14 protein-coding genes and 1 tRNA gene are annotated in these 16,864 nt (G+C 73.5%); 4 read left to right on the plus strand and 11 right to left on the minus strand.

Annotated features, from left to right (window positions below; genetic code table 11):
* Window positions 1-4 precede the first annotated feature (4 nt).
* From AB0B40_RS08910 to AB0B40_RS08930, 5 genes are read right to left on the minus strand one after another with little or no spacing between them, the layout of a single operon-like run.
* Window positions 5-811: an acetylglutamate kinase gene (locus AB0B40_RS08910; RefSeq protein WP_345059148.1), complete on the minus strand. Its 807-nt coding sequence runs from the start codon at window positions 809-811 to the stop codon at window positions 5-7.
* Window positions 808-1,863, minus strand: coding sequence for an N-acetyl-gamma-glutamyl-phosphate reductase (argC, locus tag AB0B40_RS08915; protein ID WP_362263591.1), 1,056 nt, complete (start codon window positions 1,861-1,863; stop codon window positions 808-810). Before argC ends, AB0B40_RS08910 begins: the two co-directional genes overlap by 4 nt.
* Complete coding sequence (locus tag AB0B40_RS08920; protein ID WP_362263615.1) at window positions 1,860-2,708, minus strand: RimK family alpha-L-glutamate ligase; 849 nt, start codon at window positions 2,706-2,708, stop codon at window positions 1,860-1,862. Before AB0B40_RS08920 ends, argC begins: the two co-directional genes overlap by 4 nt.
* 1 nt (window position 2,709) lies before the next feature.
* Entirely contained in the window at window positions 2,710-2,895 is a 186-nt protein-coding gene (locus AB0B40_RS08925; protein ID WP_345059144.1) for a lysine biosynthesis protein LysW, read from the minus strand.
* A gap of 48 nt (window positions 2,896-2,943) precedes the next feature.
* Complete coding sequence (locus tag AB0B40_RS08930) at window positions 2,944-4,095, minus strand: isopropylmalate synthase (RefSeq protein ID WP_345059142.1); 1,152 nt, start codon at window positions 4,093-4,095, stop codon at window positions 2,944-2,946.
* 267 nt (window positions 4,096-4,362) lie between these two features.
* Here AB0B40_RS08930 and AB0B40_RS08935 point away from each other — a divergent pair, with 267 nt between their 5' ends.
* Window positions 4,363-5,118 (plus strand): arylmalonate decarboxylase, encoded by a 756-nt coding sequence (locus AB0B40_RS08935; RefSeq protein ID WP_362263592.1) that lies wholly within the window; start codon window positions 4,363-4,365, stop codon window positions 5,116-5,118.
* Between the two features lie 148 nt (window positions 5,119-5,266).
* Here AB0B40_RS08935 and AB0B40_RS08940 read toward each other — a convergent pair whose 3' ends face one another.
* The 5 genes from AB0B40_RS08940 to AB0B40_RS08960 all read right to left on the minus strand — a co-directional run bounded on the left by AB0B40_RS08940 (window position 5,267) and on the right by AB0B40_RS08960 (window position 10,390).
* Window positions 5,267-5,989: a response regulator transcription factor gene (locus AB0B40_RS08940; RefSeq protein ID WP_362263593.1), complete on the minus strand. Its 723-nt coding sequence runs from the start codon at window positions 5,987-5,989 to the stop codon at window positions 5,267-5,269.
* A 50-nt stretch (window positions 5,990-6,039) separates the two neighbouring features.
* Window positions 6,040-7,137, minus strand: a complete 1,098-nt coding sequence (locus AB0B40_RS08945; RefSeq protein ID WP_362263594.1) for a transposase — start codon at window positions 7,135-7,137, stop codon at window positions 6,040-6,042.
* Window positions 7,138-7,566: 429 nt separating this feature from the next.
* Window positions 7,567-8,415, minus strand: coding sequence for an alpha/beta hydrolase (locus tag AB0B40_RS08950; RefSeq protein ID WP_362263595.1), 849 nt, complete (start codon window positions 8,413-8,415; stop codon window positions 7,567-7,569).
* Window positions 8,416-8,517: 102 nt separating this feature from the next.
* Complete coding sequence (locus tag AB0B40_RS08955) at window positions 8,518-9,765, minus strand: MFS transporter (protein WP_345059132.1); 1,248 nt, start codon at window positions 9,763-9,765, stop codon at window positions 8,518-8,520.
* 82 nt (window positions 9,766-9,847) lie between these two features.
* Complete coding sequence (locus AB0B40_RS08960) at window positions 9,848-10,390, minus strand: SDR family oxidoreductase (RefSeq protein WP_345059130.1); 543 nt, start codon at window positions 10,388-10,390, stop codon at window positions 9,848-9,850.
* 183 nt (window positions 10,391-10,573) lie between these two features.
* Here AB0B40_RS08960 and AB0B40_RS08965 point away from each other — a divergent pair, with 183 nt between their 5' ends.
* Entirely contained in the window at window positions 10,574-14,053 is a 3,480-nt protein-coding gene (locus AB0B40_RS08965; RefSeq protein ID WP_362263596.1) for a BTAD domain-containing putative transcriptional regulator, read from the plus strand.
* A gap of 161 nt (window positions 14,054-14,214) precedes the next feature.
* On the opposite strand, the gene AB0B40_RS08970 is transcribed toward AB0B40_RS08965, so the two are convergent.
* A tRNA-Ala gene (locus AB0B40_RS08970) sits at window positions 14,215-14,287 on the minus strand.
* A gap of 182 nt (window positions 14,288-14,469) precedes the next feature.
* On the opposite strand from AB0B40_RS08970, the gene AB0B40_RS08975 reads away from it, so the two are divergent.
* Complete coding sequence (locus tag AB0B40_RS08975) at window positions 14,470-15,018, plus strand: DNA-binding protein (protein ID WP_362263597.1); 549 nt, start codon at window positions 14,470-14,472, stop codon at window positions 15,016-15,018.
* Window positions 15,019-15,157: 139 nt separating this feature from the next.
* On the plus strand, window positions 15,158-16,834 hold the full coding sequence (locus AB0B40_RS08980) for a serine/threonine-protein kinase (RefSeq protein ID WP_362263598.1): 1,677 nt from the start codon (window positions 15,158-15,160) through the stop codon (window positions 16,832-16,834).
* The last annotated feature ends 30 nt before the right edge of the window (window positions 16,835-16,864 follow it).

The raw sequence follows: 16,864 nt of genomic DNA on the forward strand, positions 1-16,864 counted from the left end.
CTCCTCACGTTCGCGTGATGACGGTGCCGGTGCGGGCGGCGAGCAGGTCGGAGACGGGCGCGCTGCCGATGACGACCCGTGCCACACCGCGTTGCAGGGCCTCGTCGGCGGCCCGCAGCTTCTTGCGCATGCCGCCGGTGGCGCCCTTGTCACGGAACGCGGCGGCGGCCTCGGCGCCGATCTCACGGACCGGCTCGCCGTCGATCAGCAGGTGGGTGACGTCGGTGACGAGCACCAGGTCCGGTGCGCCCACGGCACCGGCGAGGGCGGCGGCGGCCCGGTCGGCGTCGGTGTTCACCTCCCGGCCCGAGGGGTTGCGGGCCAGCGGGGTGACGAGCCGGGGCCGGCCGGGCTCCAGGTCCTTCAGCAGGGTGGGGTCCGCGTCCGTGACCGGGCCGACCAGGTTCTCCAGCTCGACCAGCTGCTTGTCCCGCCACCACCAGCGCTCGGCCTCGCCGGCGGCGAGCAGTCCGTCGCTGCCGAGCAGCCGCTCGCCCCGCAGGCCGCGGTCCTGCAGCCGCTGGAGCACCTCGGCGCCGAGCCGGGCGCTGACGGTCTTGATGTCGTCGATGACCTCGGGTGTGGTCCAGCGGCTCTGGTTGCCGTACCGGTCGCGCAGGATCGCCGACGGTTCGCGGTGGCGGGCGCCGAGCTTCTTCAGCGGCTTGGACCAGCCGTGCACCAGGACCAGCGGGCGCTGCCGGCCCAGCTCGGCCAGGTCGTCCCACCAGGTCCCGTCGAGCTCGTCGACGGCGCTGCCGCCGAGTTTCACGACGGCCGGGGCCTGCCGTGGCTGCTGTGCGGTGCTCATGCGGGCATCACCGGGTGCATCGTCAGGCCCGTCTCCTCGGGCAGCCCGAACCGCAGGTTCACCGCCTGCACGGCCTGGCCGGCCGCGCCCTTGACCAGGTTGTCCAGGGCGGCGAGGACGACGATCCGGCCGCCCTCCTCGTCGTGCAGCACCGTCACGTCGCAGTAGTTGGAGCCGAGCACCGCCTGCGGGTCCGGCACCGGGATCAGCGTCTCGGTGTGCCGGCGCACCCGCACGAACCGGTGCTCCTTGTAGAAGCGCAGGTACGCCCGCTGCAGCGCGCGCTGGTCGACCGCGTCGTCGGTGAACACGTAGGAGCTGGTGAGCAGCCCGCGTACGTGCGAGACGCCGTACGCCGACATGCTCAGCGAGCCGATCGAGCCGGGCTTGCCGCGCTCCAGGAAGTCGCTGACCTCGGCCGCGTGCCGGTGACCGGTGGGCGCGTACGGTGCGATGGCGCCGCTGCGGAAGGGGTGCAGGTCGGCGGTGCGCAGCTGCAGGCCGCCGCCGCTGGAGCCGCTCTTGCCGTCCACCACCACGGTCTTCAGGTCGAGGCCGAGGCCGAGGGTGAGCGGGGCCAGACCGAGCGTGATCGCGGTGGCGTAGCAGCCAGGCAGCGAGATCAGCGCCGCGCCGGCCAGCTGGTCGCCGACCAGCTCCGGCACGCCGTAGACGAAGCGGTCGGCCAGGCCGGTGCGCCGCTGGACCTTCGGGTACCAGCGGGCGTGCCGCTCGGGGGTGCGGATGCGGAAGGCGCCGCTGAGGTCGACGACCGCCGGGACGCGGTCGGCGAACAGGGCGGCCAGCTCGGCGGAGACCGGGGCGGGCGTGGCCAGCAGCAGGACGTCCACCTGGTCGGCGACGTCCTCGGTGACCGCCCGCACGGTCAGGCCGGTGTCGACGCGCAGGGCCGGGTGCAGCTCGGCCGGGCGCCTGCCGATGTTCGAGGAGCCGCCGAGGAAGGTCAGCTCCAGGTCGGGATGCTGGGTGATCAGTCGGATGAGTTCGCCGCCGGCCAGCCCGGAGGCGCCGACGACTCCTGCGCGGATCATGCGAGCAGCTCCTGCAGATGGCGGGCGATGGCCGAGGGCACGTCCGCGCCGGTGGCCGAGGCCACGGCCCGGAAACCGGGGGCGTGGTTGACCTCGTTGACGACGTAGCCGTCGGCGGTGCGGAACAGGTCGACGCCGTAGATGCCGGGTCCCAGCTCCGCGGTGACCGCGTCGACGATCTTGACGAGGTCGGGGTCGTGGGCGAGGGCGCGGGTGTTGTTGCCGAGGGCGGCGTTGTTGCGCCAGTCGGTGCCGCCGCTGGCGAACTCGGCGGCGCCGACCAGTTCACGGCCGACGACCAGGCAGCGCACCGAGGTGCCGCCCAGGTACGGCTCGACCAGGCAGGCCTGTTCGAAGGCGTGGCCGAGGTCCTCGACGTAGTCGTACACGGACTGGGCGGTGTCGGCGTGCCGGATCAGCGTGACGCGCTTGCCCATGCCGCCGAAGACCGGCTTGAGGACCACCGGCAGTTCCAGTTCGGTGAGCGCCTGCTCGAAGTCCTTGCGGGACAGCACGAGCCGGAAGTCCGGCACGGGAACGCCCGCCGTGCGCAGCACGGTGCGCAGCACGGCCTTGTTCTCACAGGCGTGGATCGCCCGGGCGGTGTTGAGGGTGCGGGCTCCGGCGGCCTCGGCGAGGCTCGCGACCAGGCCGCCGCGGGTGTAGCTGCGGCTGCGGATCAGCAGCGCGTCGTAGTCCCGGACGGAGGGGGCGCCGGGTCCGCCGAGGCACAGGGACTCGTCGTTGACCCAGTCGACCGAGAGACCGAACGTGTCGGCGCACTCGATCAGCCGGCGCTCCTCCCAGGCGATCCGGTCGGCGACTATGGCGACTTTGCGGCCCATCTCACTGGCCCCAGTCACGCAGTTGCACCTCGACCATCTGGAGGGTCAGCCGTCCGTCCGAGACGTCCTCGACGCGCAGGGTGAGCATGCACTCGGGGCACGACAGGGTCTCGCCCTGGACGACCGGCGGCACGGTCAGGTCGGTCTCGCACTCCGGGCAGTCGCCGGTGAGGGTGGCGGTGGACATGGTCGGGCTCCGTTCTGTCATACGGATCGGCGGGTGGAGTACGGCTGTTCAGGCGGCCTGGAAGTCGATGGCGGCCTTGCGGATGGCGTCCCGGTCCAGGAGCGGGCCGCCGGTGTTCTGCTGGCGGTCGACGAGCCAGCCCGTGAAGGCGTCGACGTCGACGGAGGCGGCGGAGTCGGCCAGTGCCCACTTGACGAGGGCCGGGGTGAGCCGGGTGCGCACCCGCAGCTCACGTGAGCCGCCGACGAGTTCGGCCGGCAGGGTCTCGTAGGCCTCGGGGTGGCTCAGCTGGCCGGGCAGCTCGTAGGCGAAGGCGTGCGGGGTGGTGGGGCCGGACTGGAAGGCCGTGCCGAGGCCGGCGCCCTGGAGGGCGAGACGGGACAGCTCGGTGAGGTGGCCGAGGTCGAAGCGGGTGTCGCCGTGCACGACCCGCAGCGCGGTGAGCAGCTCGGCCAGCGGGGCGTTGCCGCCTCGTTCGCCGATGCCGCCGACGGTCGCCGAGATCCACCGGGCACCGGCGCGGACGGCGGCGAGCGAGTTGGCGACGGCCATGCCCAGCATGTTGTGCGAGTGGATCTCGATCTCGGAGCCGTCGATCGCGGTCAGGTCCCCGATCACCGTCTCCATCTGCCAGGGGGAGAGGCAGGCGACGGTCTCGGCGAGCCGGAACCGGTCGGCCCCGGCCTCGAAGCCTGCGGTGACGTACGGGACGAGCCGTTCCCTGGGCGTGCGGGCGCCGTCCTCGCCGCTGAAGGTGACGTGGAAGCCGCGCTCCTTGGCCTGGGTGATCGCCGAACGGGCCAGGGCGTTCAGGAACTTGGCGCTCGGCGTGCCCAGCTTCAGCTGGGCGTGCTGCTCCGAGGTGGGGATGGAGTACATGATGTGGCGCACGCCGAGGCGCTCGGCCTCGTCGAGGGCGCGGGCCACCTGCTGCCGGTCCCGCACCACGAGCAGCGTCATGCCGCGCTCGGGCCCGACGGCGTCGTGCACGGCCTCGACCAGGGGGGCGTCCTTCGAGCCCGGGCCGGAGACCATGCCCACCTCGACCAGCTCGACCCCGGTGCGCACCAGCAGGCCGGCGATGGCCGCCGCGTCGTCCGGGCCGAACTCGACCCCCGCCATGTGCGCGGAGTCCCGCAGGGTCGCGTCGGATATCCGAGGCGGGCTCGGGAGTTCCTCATGGTTTTCCGTTGCTGCCATTTCCGTTCACTCCTTGTTGCAAAGGAATTTCCATCCCTGCTTCCGGAAGAGTTCGGTGAACCGCAATCCCGGAACGAATGCGTCTGGCGCTGCACAACAGCCTCCGTGGCGGGCTGGGTGCGAGGCAAGGAACACGGTGTCAGAAGGCCATGGAAAACTGTCAGGGAATGTCAGGAAGTACAGGCCGTGCAAGAACGGTGTGGCGATGGGCAAAAGAGCACCGAATACACCGCCGGGGCGAGCACGGCGGGCCTACCGTGCCCTTTCATGGACCTTCTCTCACTGCCCCGGCTCGGGTTGGTCGTCCCGCCCGAGAACCCGACCGCGGAACCGGAGTTCACGACGCTGCTCGGCCACCGCGTGAACGTGTACGCGGCGCGTTTCCCGACGACACCCGGGCTCGGCCTCAGGGACATGCTGGAGTCCTACAACCGTGTGCTGCCCGACACCCTCGGCCAGTTCGGCGGCATGCGCCTGGACGCGGCCGTGGTGGCGTGCAGCGCCTCGCACTACCTGCTCGAACCGGACGGCGACCGCGCCTTCTGCGCCGAGCTGTCCGAGCGGGCGGGCTTCCCGGTGACGTCCTCGACCCAGGCGATCCTGGCCGCGTGCGAGGCCCTGGGGGTGCGCCGGCTCACCCTCGTCTCGCCGTACCAGCCGTGGCTGACCGACACCTCACGCGCCTTCTGGGAGCGGGCCGGCCTCACGGTCGACGCGACCGTGTCGGTCCCGGCCCGCTCGGCTCCCGGCGCCGACCCGCACTTCGACCCGTACCAGGTCAGCACCGCGCAGATACTCGACCGCACAGCGGCGGGCGAGCTCCCCCGCGACGCCGCCCTGTTGTTCACAGGCACGGGCATGGGCACGCTCGCCGCGCTCGGGGAACTGGCACGGCAGGAGCCCGGCCGGGTGCTGCTGACGTCCAACCTGGCATCGGCATGGTGGGCCCGCCGCGTCCTGTCCGACGGCACCGCCACCGCCGGCCACCCGCTCCTGCGGCGCCTGGAGAGAACGGCGGCGTGACGGCACGGGGGACCCACTGGAGGACGGCGGCGTGACGGCGGAGGGGGCCGGCGGACACGGCGCGGCGCGGCATGAGTACGGAGGGCCCCGGCGCACGCGGGTCACCGCGCGCCGGGGCCCTGTGGGCCGTCTTCGGTTCCCCGAGCGCCTAGGACGCCTCGGGCATCTCGAAGGTTCCGGGCGCCTCCGGGCCGCCCAGGGCGCGCCCGCCGCCGTATCCCATCCGGTAGCCGACGCCGCGGACCGTGGTGATCCACCGGCCGCTGCCGAGTTTCGCGCGCAGGCTGCTCACATGGGTGTCGATGGTGCGGCTGGTGCAGGCCCAGTTGCTGCCCCACACCCTCGCCATCAGCTCCTTCCGCGACACGACCGTTTCGGAATGCGTGGCGAGGACGTACAGCAGCTCGAATTCCTTCGACGTGACGGGGATCAGGCGGTCGTGCAGCCGTACTTCCCGGCTGCGTGGATCTATGTGCAGCGGGCGCAGGGAAATGCTTTTGTCCTGGGCGGTATTGCGGTGGGCGCGGCGCAGCACCGCCTCTATGCGCGCGCCGACCTCCCGGAAACCCCAGGTCTTCACCACGCAGTCGTCCGCGCCGGCCCGCAGTGCGAGCACCCGTTCCAGTTCGTCGTCGAGGTCGGTCACGGCGATCAGCGGAGTGTCACCGTCGCTGCGCACCGACCGGCACACCTCCAGTCCGTCCATGTCCACCAGCTCCAGCGAGAGCAGCACCAGGTCCGCGTCGCGGTACGTGCGCAGCGCCCGCGCCCCGGTGTGCACGCTCCGCGTGGTGTAGCCCTGTCTGCGCAGATCACGCTCGACGGCCTCGGCCGCCAAGGCGTCCCGCTCCACCACGAGTACGTTCGTCACCCCTTGCCGTCCCCTCATCGTCTGCTCGTCTCGGGCTCCCTCGGACGCCGTCAGCACGTGGCCCCGCTCGGCTCGGCGGGGGCGCCTCCCGGGGCGCCGTCGAGGTACTGGTGGACGTAGGCGGCCGACGCCATCGTCATGTGGTGGTGCCAGCCCGGGAAGGAGCGCCCTTCGAAGTCCAGGACGCCGAGACGGTTCTGCAGGACGGAGACGGTCATCAGCGCGGCGGTCCGGCCCCGCACCAGGGAGAGCACCTCGTCCACCGGCCGGTCGGTGAGACTGGTGATCCAGTACCGGGCGGGCAGCCGCCCGTCGGGGGCGGACCGCTCCAGGATCCGGTACGTGCGCGAGGCTCCGTCGGCCCCCACCGTCAGCTGCGGCAGCCGTACCGTGCCGGGGTAGAGGTGGACCGGCACCACCTTGGTGCGGCCGTCCGGAGCCTGCCGCACGATCACATGCGGCTGCCGTGCGTGCCGTGCCCCCATCAGCGCACCCACCGTGCACACGGTCGGCGTGTGCTGTCCGACGAGCACGACCTGGCCGGGATCGACCTCGCACACCACGTCCAGCCGCTCCCGGGCCAGCCCCGCGAGCACGCCGGCCGCGTCCTCGCACCGTGTCAGGTCGAGGACCCAGGGCAGCCCGGCCACATGCGGCAGGGTGACCGCGTCCGTGACGTGGCCGAGGACGTGGACGCCGACCGGGCGCTCCTTCTCCTCCTCCGGTATCCGGGCACGCCGCCGGCGCTGCGGGTCCCAGTCCCAGGCGCCGCTGAGCACCAGGCTCCAGTCGACCGGGAAGGCGTGGCCGGCGCCGGCCAGGAACAGGCCGAGCGCCCGCTGGCAGTTGACGGAATGGCCGGTCACCGGGTCCACCCTCCGGTGCACGCCCACCGAGTGTCCGCCGCTCTTGGGGATGATCAGCTCGGCGACCGTCCACGCGTAGGGCGACGCCTGTGCGGCGACGCGCTCGGCGAGCCTTCTGCGCACCGGCCGCCAGTCCCACGAGCTGGCGTTGATGAACTGGTGCAGCCCGCGCAGCGCCGCCGGGGGTAACGCATCCTCCCGCGCCATGCGCCGTGGTGTCTTCTTGCCGGAGCCGTGGATCAGGGCCCACAGATACGCCCGGGCCCAACGGTGTTGTTCCACTCTGTGAAGTGACCAGAAAATGTCCTCTACAAACCCCTGCATACGCAGGTCGTCGGCCGATGACACGCACGTCTCACTCGATGACATAAACGCTACGTCCCCTCGCATTTCGTAACGCTCAGACTGAGGCCGGTGCATCAGGCATGTGCCCGTGCCACAAAATACCCTCGGAGCCGCAATCCTGTCCGTCGAGCGTCCGCACTTGACGACTTCGCGCGCCGACCTGGGGAAACGCCCGGTAAGACCGGGGATGGAGTCGGACACCGGAGCCCGGAAAATACCGGTCGGCCAATATTCATGGACCGGTCTGGACTTGTCCGATGGCGTGTCAAAAGTTTATGAACAAACACGGTTCCGGGCATGCCGAGGACCGCCGAAGGCCGGGGGATACCTTCGGCGGTCGGATCTCGGGACCGCCGCGCCGTTCAATCAGGCCTGGGGCACCGCCAGGGTGTCGAGCCAGTTGCCCAGCAGGCCGTGTACGGCGTCCGGCTGATCGAGATGGACGTGGTGACCGGCGCCGTCGACGACCGCGTAGGTCGCGCGCGGGTAGTGCTCCAGGAGGTCCACCTGGTCGCGCCAGCCCACCAGGTGGTCCTGGCGGCCGGTCACCAGCAGATGCCTGCCGTCGTGCGTGCCGGTACGGGACTCCGGCGGCTCCTCGGACCGGTACGCCGTGAGCAGCGCGGCGGCGTCCTCCCGGTGATGGGCGCGGATGCCGGGCAGCACATGGTCGCGGAAGGCACTCCAGCCCGCGTCGTCCTGGTACAGCGCGATGCCCGCGAACGCCTCGCGGTCGGCCGGTTCGAGCGCGGCCAGCAGCGCCTCGTCCCGGGTGAGCACCTGCCGCTCGGGCAGCACGCGTTCACCGCCCGGCCTGACCGGCGGCGCGATCAGCGCCGTGCCCCGGACCTGCGGGCCCCGCTCGGCGATCAGACGACGGGCGAGCCGGCCGCCGTAGGAGATGCCCACGACCGCGAACGGCTCGTCGCCGACGGCCTCGTCCACGAACCGCAGCACCGCCTCGTCCATGGCCTCGGCCGTGACCGGCCCGGTCAGCCGCGGTGAACGACCGGAGCCGGGCAGGTCGGCATAGATCCGCCGCCAGCCGCGCCGCGCGGCGAACACGGGCTCCAGCGGCAGCAGGAGCCGGTGATCGACGGTGTGGCCGGGCAGCAGCAGCACGGGCGTGCCGGAACCGAACTCGACGTGGTGCAGCGGTCGCTGTGGCCGCCGCGCCGCCTCGGTCGCCTCGCTCGATCCAGTCTCTTCGGTCATGGCTCCACAGTCCGGTGCTGACATGGTGTGATGGCCAGAGCCCCGGGAGGGGCCTGGGAGAGGGCCCGGGAAGGACGCGGTACCCGACGTCTCCCGGTGCGGTCAGGCCGCCTGCCTCCGGGCGGGAAACCCGTGGCCGCGGGCGAGCACGACGACGGCGATCACCGGCAGCATGAGCAGCAGCACGCTCCACGGCAGGGAGTCGCTGCCGCTCAGGTCGAGCAGCACACCGCCGATGACGCCGCCGCCCGCCATGGCGACGTTCCACAGCGTCACGAGCATGGCCTGGGCCGCGTCGGCCGCCGTCTCGCCGCCCGCCTCCCCGGCCGCGGTCTGGAGCAGGGTCGGCACGCCGCCCCAGCCCAGGCCCCACAGCACGGCGGCGACGTAGACGAACGCGGTGTGGTCGGCGAGCACGGCCAGCACCGCGGCGGCCACCGCGACCAGCAGCGAACTGGCGACGGTCAGCACCCGCAGCCGCCGGTGGATCTGCGCGCCGACGATCCAGATGCTCGCCAGTGAAGCGGCACCGAAGACCAGCAGCACCAGGTCGGTGTTCCCGCCGATGCCGAGGTCGTCGAGGAACGTGGCGATGTACGCGTAGATGATGGTGTGCGCCAGGACGAAGACCAGCGTCACGAACAGCACCGGGACCACGCCCGGGACCCGCAGGGCGTGCAGCATCTTCGGACGCTCGCCGCGCTCCTGGCCCGGGTAGTCCGGTACGGCCGCGGCGATCCACGCCAGCAGCAGGACGGTCAGCCCCGTCATCGCGAGGAACGCCACACGCCAGTCGGTCACCTTGCCCAGGAAGGTGCCGGCGGGCACGCCCAGCGAGAGCGCGACCGGAATGCCCGCCATCGCGACGGCGATCGCCCGGCCCTGCAGCTGGACCGGGGCCAGCCGGCGCGCGTACCCGGCGAGCAGCGCCCAGGCCAGCCCCGCCGCGACGCCCGCGACGAAGCGCGCCACCATGGTGAGCCCGTAGACGGAGGACACCGCGGTGACGGTGTTGGCGACCGCGAACCCGACCATGGCGGTCAGCAGCAGCCGCTTACGGCGCCAGCCGGCCGTCGCCGCCGTCAGCGGGATCGCGGTCAGCGCGGTGCCGATCGCGTAGATGGTGACCGTCTGCCCGGTCGCGGACTCACTCACGTGCAGGTCCCGGCTGATCGCCGGGAGCAGACCCGCGGGCAGGGTCTCGGTGAGGCTCGTGATGAACACGGCGGTCGCCAGGGCCAGCAGGGCGAACATGGGCAGCTTCTGCGGCTGCTCCTCCGCGCCCTGCCGAGGCGCATCGCCGTCTGTTCGCGTCGGCGAACCGGCCGCGGTCTCTGGTGTGGTGCTCATGGCTGTGCTCCAGGGTTTCGGGACAGGGTGGAATGGACCTGGTCGGTGGGGCGGGCGGGGCTCGTCGCGGGCCGGGGCGGGCTCATGGCCGGCTGAGCCCGCCGTCGACCGGGAAGCGGACTCCGGTGGTGAAGGTGGCGTCGGTGGCCAGGAACAGCGCGGCCCGGGCCACCTCCTCGGCGGCGCCGAGACGGCCCAGGGGCGGCAGGGGCACCCCGGCGCCGCCCGGCGCCGCGATGCAGCCCGGCGCCACGGCGTTGACGCGGATGCCGCGGGAGACCAGCTCGGCGGCGAGCGCGTGCACGGCGGCGGGCGACGGGGCCGGGGTCATGAGCACGACCGCGCCGCCGTCCCCGACACGCGGCAGCAGCGGCCGGGCGGTGGCCACCACATCGGCGAACAGCAGGTCGACGGCCACGCCGGACGCGAGACAGTCCTCCACGCCGGACGGTGCGACGACCCGGGCGGTGGAACCCAGTTCGGTGCCCAGCCGGCGGCGCTCCTCCGCGGAGCGGGCGGTCAGCACGACCCGGGCGCCGCCTTCCACCAGGCGCTTGGCGACGGCCAGCCCGACGGCGGTGGCCTCTCCGACGACGACGGCCGTCCGGCCCGTGTACTTGGTCATGCTGCCGTTTCCTCCGCCGCACCCGCCTCGGACTGCCCCGTGACCACGACCATGCGGCCGGCCGCTTCGGGAAACCTTCGGAACGGCTTACGGCGGGCTGACGGCCCCGCCCGCCACGCCTTCCGCCGCCGGGTCCCAGGTGGCCGCCGAGCCGGAGCGGTGCCGTGACGTACAGTGACGCGCATGCGGTTTGGCGTGCTCGGACCACTGGTGGTGTGGGACGACGAGGGGGTGGCCGTCAGGGTTCCCGAGGCGAAGGTCCGGGCGCTGCTCGCCGACCTGCTCGCCCACGACGGCGGCCCGGTCTCCGCCGACCGGCTCATCCACGACCTGTGGGGCGACCGCCCGCCGGGCCGTCCCGCGGGCTCCCTCCAGGCCAAGGTCTCGCAGCTGCGCCGGGTCCTCGGCCGGGACCGCGTGGTGCACCAGCCGTCCGGTTACCGGCTGCGGTTGGGGGACGCCGACGAGGTGGACGCGGCCCGGTTCCGCGCCCTCGTGGACCGCGCCGGCGGCGTCCCCGACCCTGGTGCCCGGGCCACGCTGCTCACCGAGGCACTGGAGCTGTGGCGCGGACCCGCCTACGCCGACTTCGCCGACCGGGAGTTCGTCCGCGGGGCGGTGCAACGCCTCACCGAGCAGCGGCTGTCCGTGCTGGAGGAGCAGGCCGAGGCCCGCCTCGCGGCCGGCGACCAGGTGCTCCTCGCCGGTGAGCTGGCCGACCTGGTGGCCCGGCATCCGCTGCGGGAGCGGCTGCGCGCGCTCCAGATCCGGGCGCTGTACGCGGCCGGCCGGCAGAGCGAGGCACTCGCGGCCTACGAGGACCTGCGCGCGCGTCTCGTCGCCGAACTGGGCGTCGACCCGAGCCCCGAACTCGCCGCACTGCACCAGGCGGTCCTCCGCCAGGCCCCCGAGCTGACGGCGATACCGCAGAACACCCCCGCCCCGGCGGCCCGCCCGCGCCCCGCACCCGCCGCCGGCGCCGGTACGGACACCGCCCCGGACGCCGCCCCCGCCGCCGGGCCGGCACCCGCCCCCTCCAACCTGCCCGTCTCCCTCACTCCCCTCATCGGGCGCCGCGAGGCCCTCGACCGGCTGTCCGAACTCCTGCGCGCCGCCCGCCTGGTGACCCTCACCGGCCCGGGCGGCGTGGGCAAGTCCCGGCTGGCCGTGGCGGCGGCCGAGGAACTCCGGCACGACGGACCCGGCACGGAGCCACGGGCCCCCGAGACCACCCAGGCCACCCAGGTCACGCAGGTCACCCAGGCCGCCGAGCCCGCCAAGCCCACCGAGCCCACCGAGCGACTACGGGACCACGGGACCCCCCACGGACTGTTGCGCGACCGCGACCACGACCACGACCACGAAACAGCCGAGGAACTGCCCGACGGCACCTGGTTCGTGGAGTTCTCCGGCGTCCGCTCCGCGACCGCCGCCGACCTCGCCCAGCTCGTCGCCGCGTCCCTCGGCATCAGCGACCACGCGCCCTCCGCCGTACCGGTCTCCGCCACCGGCACCCGCTCCCCCGCCCACCACCTCGCCGCCGTGCTGCGCGACCGGCGGATGCTGCTCGTCCTGGACAACTGCGAGCACGTCGTCGACGCCGCCGCCGAACTCACCACCCTGCTCCTGCGCACCGCACCCGGCCTGCGCGTGCTGGCCACCAGCCAGGAGCCGCTCGGCCTGCCGGGCGAGGAGGTGTTCCTGGTCGAACCACTGCCCACCGCGGACGCGGTACGGCTGTTCACGCAGCGCGCCGCCGCCGCGGCACCCGGGTTCTCCCTCGCCGCCGACGCCTGCGACGACGCCGACCGTGCCGCCGTCACGGAGATCTGCCGCCGTCTGGACGGCATCCCGCTCGCCCTGGAACTGGCCGCGACCCGGGTACGCGCGCTGGGCGTGCGCGAGCTGTCGGCCCGGCTCGGCGACCGGTTCCGGCTGCTCACCTCTGGCCGGCGCGGCGCGCCCGAGCGCCAGCAGACCCTGCGTGCGGTGATCGACTGGAGCTGGGAGCTGCTCAGCGCGCCCGAGCGCATCGTGCTGCGCCGGCTGGCCGCGTTCAGCGACGGCTGCGACCTCCGGGCGGCCGAGGCGGTGTGCGCGGGCGACGGCGTCGCCGCCTTCGAGGTGCCCGACCTGGTGACCCGGCTGGTCGACCGCTCCCTGGTCGTCGTCGCGGACGGACCGACCGGCCCGCGCTACCGGCTCCTGGAGTCCGTCGCCGCCTACGCCACCGAGCGGCTGCACGAGATGGAGGACCTCACCGCCGTACGCGACCGGCATCTGCGTCACTACCTCGCGCTCGCCGAACGTGCCGAGCCCGAACTGCGCGGCACCGGGCAGCGGTCCTGGCTCGCCCGGCTGGACGCCGAGTCCGGCAACCTGCGGGCGGCCCTCGACGAGGCCGTGCGCCGGGCCGCCGCCGGTACCCCGGCCCAGGCGGCGCGCCTGGCCACCGCCCTGGCCTGGTGGTGGCTGCTGCGCGGGCGCCTCACCCAGGCCCGCCGCAGCCTGCGCGCGGTCCTGGACACCACCACGGCCGCCGAGCCGACACCCGGCCAGGCCGAACTGACCCTCCTGCACACCGCGTTCGCCCTGCTCACCGGCGATCGGGAATCGGCCGTCCCCCTCCCGGACGACACGGCCCTCCCCGACCCGGTACGCCGGGCGCGCTCGCTGTGGCTGTGCGCGTACGGCCTGTTCAGCGCGGGCGCGGCGGACAGCGACGAGCTGAACGACCGGGCGCTGACGCTGTTCACGGCCGCGGGCGATCAATGGGGCACCGCCGCCGCGCTCGGCCTGCGGGCCACGCTCGCGCTGATCCGCGGCGACCTCGCCGGACTGGGCCGTGACGGACGGCGCAGCGCCGCGCTCTTCCGCGAGGTGGGCGACCGCTGGGGCGAACTCCAGACGGTGTCACCGCTCGCCGCCCTCGCGGAGATCAAGGGCGAGTACGAGGAGGCGGAGAGCCGCCAGTACGAAGGGCTGCGGATCGCACGCGAACTGGGCCTCGCGGCCGAGGTCTCCGCCCGGCTGTCGGGCCTCGGCCGCCTCGCCCTGCTGGCCCGCGACTGGGACCGGGCCCGGGACCTGCACGAACAGGCGCGGCGCAGCGCCGCCGAGCAGGGCTACAAGTACGGCGAGATCCACGCCGAGATGGGCCTCGCGCTCGGCGCCCGCCGCTCCGGCGACCTCGACGCCGCCGAAACGCATCTGCGGCACCTGCGCGACGGCTACGCGGACGTGTCCTCACAGGCGGGCGACCATCTGGTCCTGGCCGAACTGGGTTTCGTCGCCGAACTGCGGGGCGACGCGGAAGGGGCCACGGCCCATCACCTGCGCGGCCTGGAGGTGGCCCGCGCACTCGGCGAGCCGCGCGCCCTCGCGCTGTCCCTGGAGGGCCTGGCCGGCGCGGCGGCCCTGCGGGGCACCGCGTCCGCCGCCGGCTGCGCGGCCCTGCTGCTCGGCGCGGCCGACGCGGCCCGGCGCAGCGTGGGCGCCCCGCTGCCGGCGGCCGAGCGCATCGACGTGGACCGCGTCACACGATCGGCCCGCGAGACCCTGGGCGACGCGGCGTTCGGCCGGTCCTTCACCCACGGCTCCCGCCTGAGCCCCGAGGAGGCCCTGCGCGAGTCCGCCGCCTCCGGGCCGGGTTCCGGGTGCTGATCGGCACCCGTGGCTCGTACGGCGGGTGACCGAGCCGACGCGGTGGGTGACGTCCCCGAGTGGGCCGCGTCGGCCGCCGGCGACGGCATGCCGGAACGCCGGAACGCCGGAACGCCGGAACACCCCCCGAGATGAACTCTCGAGGGGTGTCTGACCTGCAGTGGAGCCTAGGGGAGTCGAACCCCTGACATCCGCCATGCAAAGACGGCGCTCTACCAACTGAGCTAAGGCCCCGGAAAACAGCTCCCGGCCGGAGCGTGTGGGTTCCGGCGGGTGCCGCAGACCAGAGTACCGGGTCACCCCCCGTATCTCGCAAAAAGATTGGGGGTCCCCGTGGATGACCACTCTCCGTAAGATGCTCGGCGTGGTTCGCTACAGCGAACCGCGGTTTTCAGGGGAAGCGATGGGGAGACGCAATGGATGCCGCACAGCAGGAAGCCACCGCCAGAGCGCGGGAGCTGCAGCGGAACTGGTACGGGGAGCCGTTGGGGGCGCTCTTCCGTAAGCTCATCGACGATCTCGGGCTGAACCAGGCGCGGCTCGCGGCGGTCCTCGGGCTGTCCGCTCCGATGCTCTCGCAGCTGATGAGCGGCCAGCGCGCCAAGATCGGCAATCCGGCGGTGGTCCAGCGGGTGCAGCTGCTGCAGGAGCTGGCGTCCCAGGTCGCGGACGGCAGCGTCAGCGCGGCCGAGGCGACCGAGCGCATGGAGGAGATCAAGAAATCGCAGGGGGGCTCCGTGCTCAACAACACCACGCACACCACGAGCACTTCCGGTGCGCCCACGGTGAAGCGCGTGGTCCGCGAGATCCAGTCGCTGCTCCGCTCGGTGGCCGCCGCGGGTGACATCATCGACGCCGCGGACTCCCTCGCTCCGAACCACCCCGAACTCGCGGAGTTCCTCCGCGTCTACGGCGCCGGCCGCACCGCCGACGCCGTCGCGCACTACCAGTCCCACCAGAACTGACCCCTGGGCCGGTCCCGGCGCAAGGGCCGGACCGTCGGGTCGTATCGCTCATCCCCTGGGTAGGGAGGGGAACGAGGGAGCCGAGGGGGGCAAGGGGCCCGGAGGCTCCGTAGCGCCAGTGGGAGGAGCGGCGGCTGCCATGGGTGAGGTCTTCGCCGGCCGGTACGAGCTGGCCGACCCGATCGGACGCGGGGGCGTGGGCGCCGTATGGCGTGCCTGGGACCATCGCCGACGGCGGTACGTGGCCGCCAAAGTCCTCCAGCAGCGCGACGCCCACTCCCTGCTCCGCTTCGTCCGGGAGCAGGGCATGCGGATCGACCACCCGCATGTCCTCGCCCCGGCCAGCTGGGCCGCCGACGACGACAAGGTGCTGTTCACCATGGACCTGGTGGCCGGCGGCTCACTGGTCCACCTGGTCGGCGACTACGGCCCCCTCCCCCCGGCCTTCGTGTGCACCCTGCTCGACCAGTTGCTGTCCGGGCTCGCCGCCGTCCACGCGGAGGACGTCGTGCACCGGGACATCAAGCCCGCCAACGTGCTCCTGGAAGCCACCGGTACCGGCCGGCCGCGGCTGCGGCTGTCCGACTTCGGCATCGCCATGCGGCTCGGTGAGCCCCGGCTGACGGAGACCAACCTCGTGGTGGGGACGCCCGGTTACCTCGCCCCCGAGCAGATGCTGGGCGCCGAACCCGACTTCCCGGCCGACCTGTTCGCCGTCGGCCTGGTCGCCCTGTACCTCCTCGAAGGCGCCAGACCCGACGCCAAGGCGATCGTCCAGCACTTCCTGGAACACGGGACGCCCGGCCCGCCCAAGGGCATCCCGGAACCGCTCTGGCAGATCGTCGCCTCGCTGCTCCAGCCCGATCCCGCGGACCGCTTCCGTACCGCGACGGGGGCGCGCAAGGCGCTCGCCGGTGCCGTGGAGCTGCTGCCGGAACCGGGCCCCGAGGACGACCTCATCGAGGTCTTCGACCAACTCGGCCCGCTGCCCGCGGGTTTCGGACCGGACGGCCCCTTGCAGCAGGCATCCGGTGTGGCCTTGGAGCTGATCCCGGGCACGACGTCGGCAACGACGTTGCGGAGAACCCCGGAAGGGCGAGCGGGCGCGGGCACGGGCCTGAACACAGACACGGGCGCGGGTGCGGGCGCGAGTGCGGGATCGGCCGCCGGTTCGGGCTCGGGTGCGGTTGCGGGATCGGCCCCCCGTTCGGGCTCGGGTGCGGGTGCGGGTGCGGGTGCCGACTCGGCCGACGGTTCGGGAGCGGGTGCCGGTTCGGGAGCGGGGACGAATATGGGTGCCGGCACGGGTATGGCTGCCGGCACGGATGCTGACGCCGGTAGCGGAGCCGGTAGCGGAGCCGGTCCCGGCGCCGGCAGGGAACCGGGCGTGCCCACACCCACCGGCTCCCTGTCGGACACCGGCAGCTTCCGGCTGCCGCCGCCCCGGCACGCCCCGGTCCCCGACCCGACCCCTCCACCGCCCCTCGCCCCGGCACCGGGCCCGGTACCGCACCTGCCCCCGCTCCCGGCCCAGTTCGGGGCCCCCTTGCCGAGCCCGCCCCCCACCGGCACCACCGACACCACCACCACCGCCGCGTACACCGCCCGCGACCCACAGGCGGTTGCGCACACCCCACCCTCACTCGCGCCGCCCCTCACGCCCCCGGTGCCCACTCCGTCCGCCCGGCACGGACGGGGACGTCGGGCACGCCGCGCGCCGCGCCGCCCCGGCCCGCCGGCCAAGGCCGCGATCCCGCTCCTGCTGCTGGCGCTCGCCTGCTACGCGGTGGGTTTCTGGGCGCTCACCCGCCTCTGAGACTTCCCGACCCGTCCCCCGAGGGCAGCC

Origin of the sequence: Streptomyces sp. NPDC042638 (assembly GCF_040647235.1) — a bacterium.
Taxonomy (GTDB): domain Bacteria; phylum Actinomycetota; class Actinomycetes; order Streptomycetales; family Streptomycetaceae; genus Streptomyces; species Streptomyces rameus.

Bases quoted from the DNA above. Each gene is read 5' to 3' on its own strand.
- AB0B40_RS08910 (WP_345059148.1), bottom strand. From the start codon at position 811: ATGAGCACCGCACAGCAGCCACGGCAGGCCCCGGCCGTCGTGAAACTC.
- argC (WP_362263591.1), bottom strand. From the start codon at position 1,863: ATGATCCGCGCAGGAGTCGTCGGCGCCTCCGGGCTGGCCGGCGGCGAA.
- AB0B40_RS08920 (WP_362263615.1), bottom strand. From the start codon at position 2,708: ATGGGCCGCAAAGTCGCCATAGTCGCCGACCGGATCGCCTGGGAGGAG.
- AB0B40_RS08925 (WP_345059144.1), bottom strand. From the start codon at position 2,895: ATGTCCACCGCCACCCTCACCGGCGACTGCCCGGAGTGCGAGACCGAC.
- AB0B40_RS08930 (WP_345059142.1), bottom strand. From the start codon at position 4,095: ATGGCAGCAACGGAAAACCATGAGGAACTCCCGAGCCCGCCTCGGATA.
- AB0B40_RS08935 (WP_362263592.1), top strand. From the start codon at position 4,363: ATGGACCTTCTCTCACTGCCCCGGCTCGGGTTGGTCGTCCCGCCCGAG.
- AB0B40_RS08950 (WP_362263595.1), bottom strand. From the start codon at position 8,415: ATGACCGAAGAGACTGGATCGAGCGAGGCGACCGAGGCGGCGCGGCGG.
- AB0B40_RS08955 (WP_345059132.1), bottom strand. From the start codon at position 9,765: ATGAGCACCACACCAGAGACCGCGGCCGGTTCGCCGACGCGAACAGAC.
- AB0B40_RS08960 (WP_345059130.1), bottom strand. From the start codon at position 10,390: ATGACCAAGTACACGGGCCGGACGGCCGTCGTCGTCGGAGAGGCCACC.
- AB0B40_RS08965 (WP_362263596.1), top strand. From the start codon at position 10,574: ATGCGGTTTGGCGTGCTCGGACCACTGGTGGTGTGGGACGACGAGGGG.
- AB0B40_RS08975 (WP_362263597.1), top strand. From the start codon at position 14,470: ATGGATGCCGCACAGCAGGAAGCCACCGCCAGAGCGCGGGAGCTGCAG.
- AB0B40_RS08980 (WP_362263598.1), top strand. From the start codon at position 15,158: ATGGGTGAGGTCTTCGCCGGCCGGTACGAGCTGGCCGACCCGATCGGA.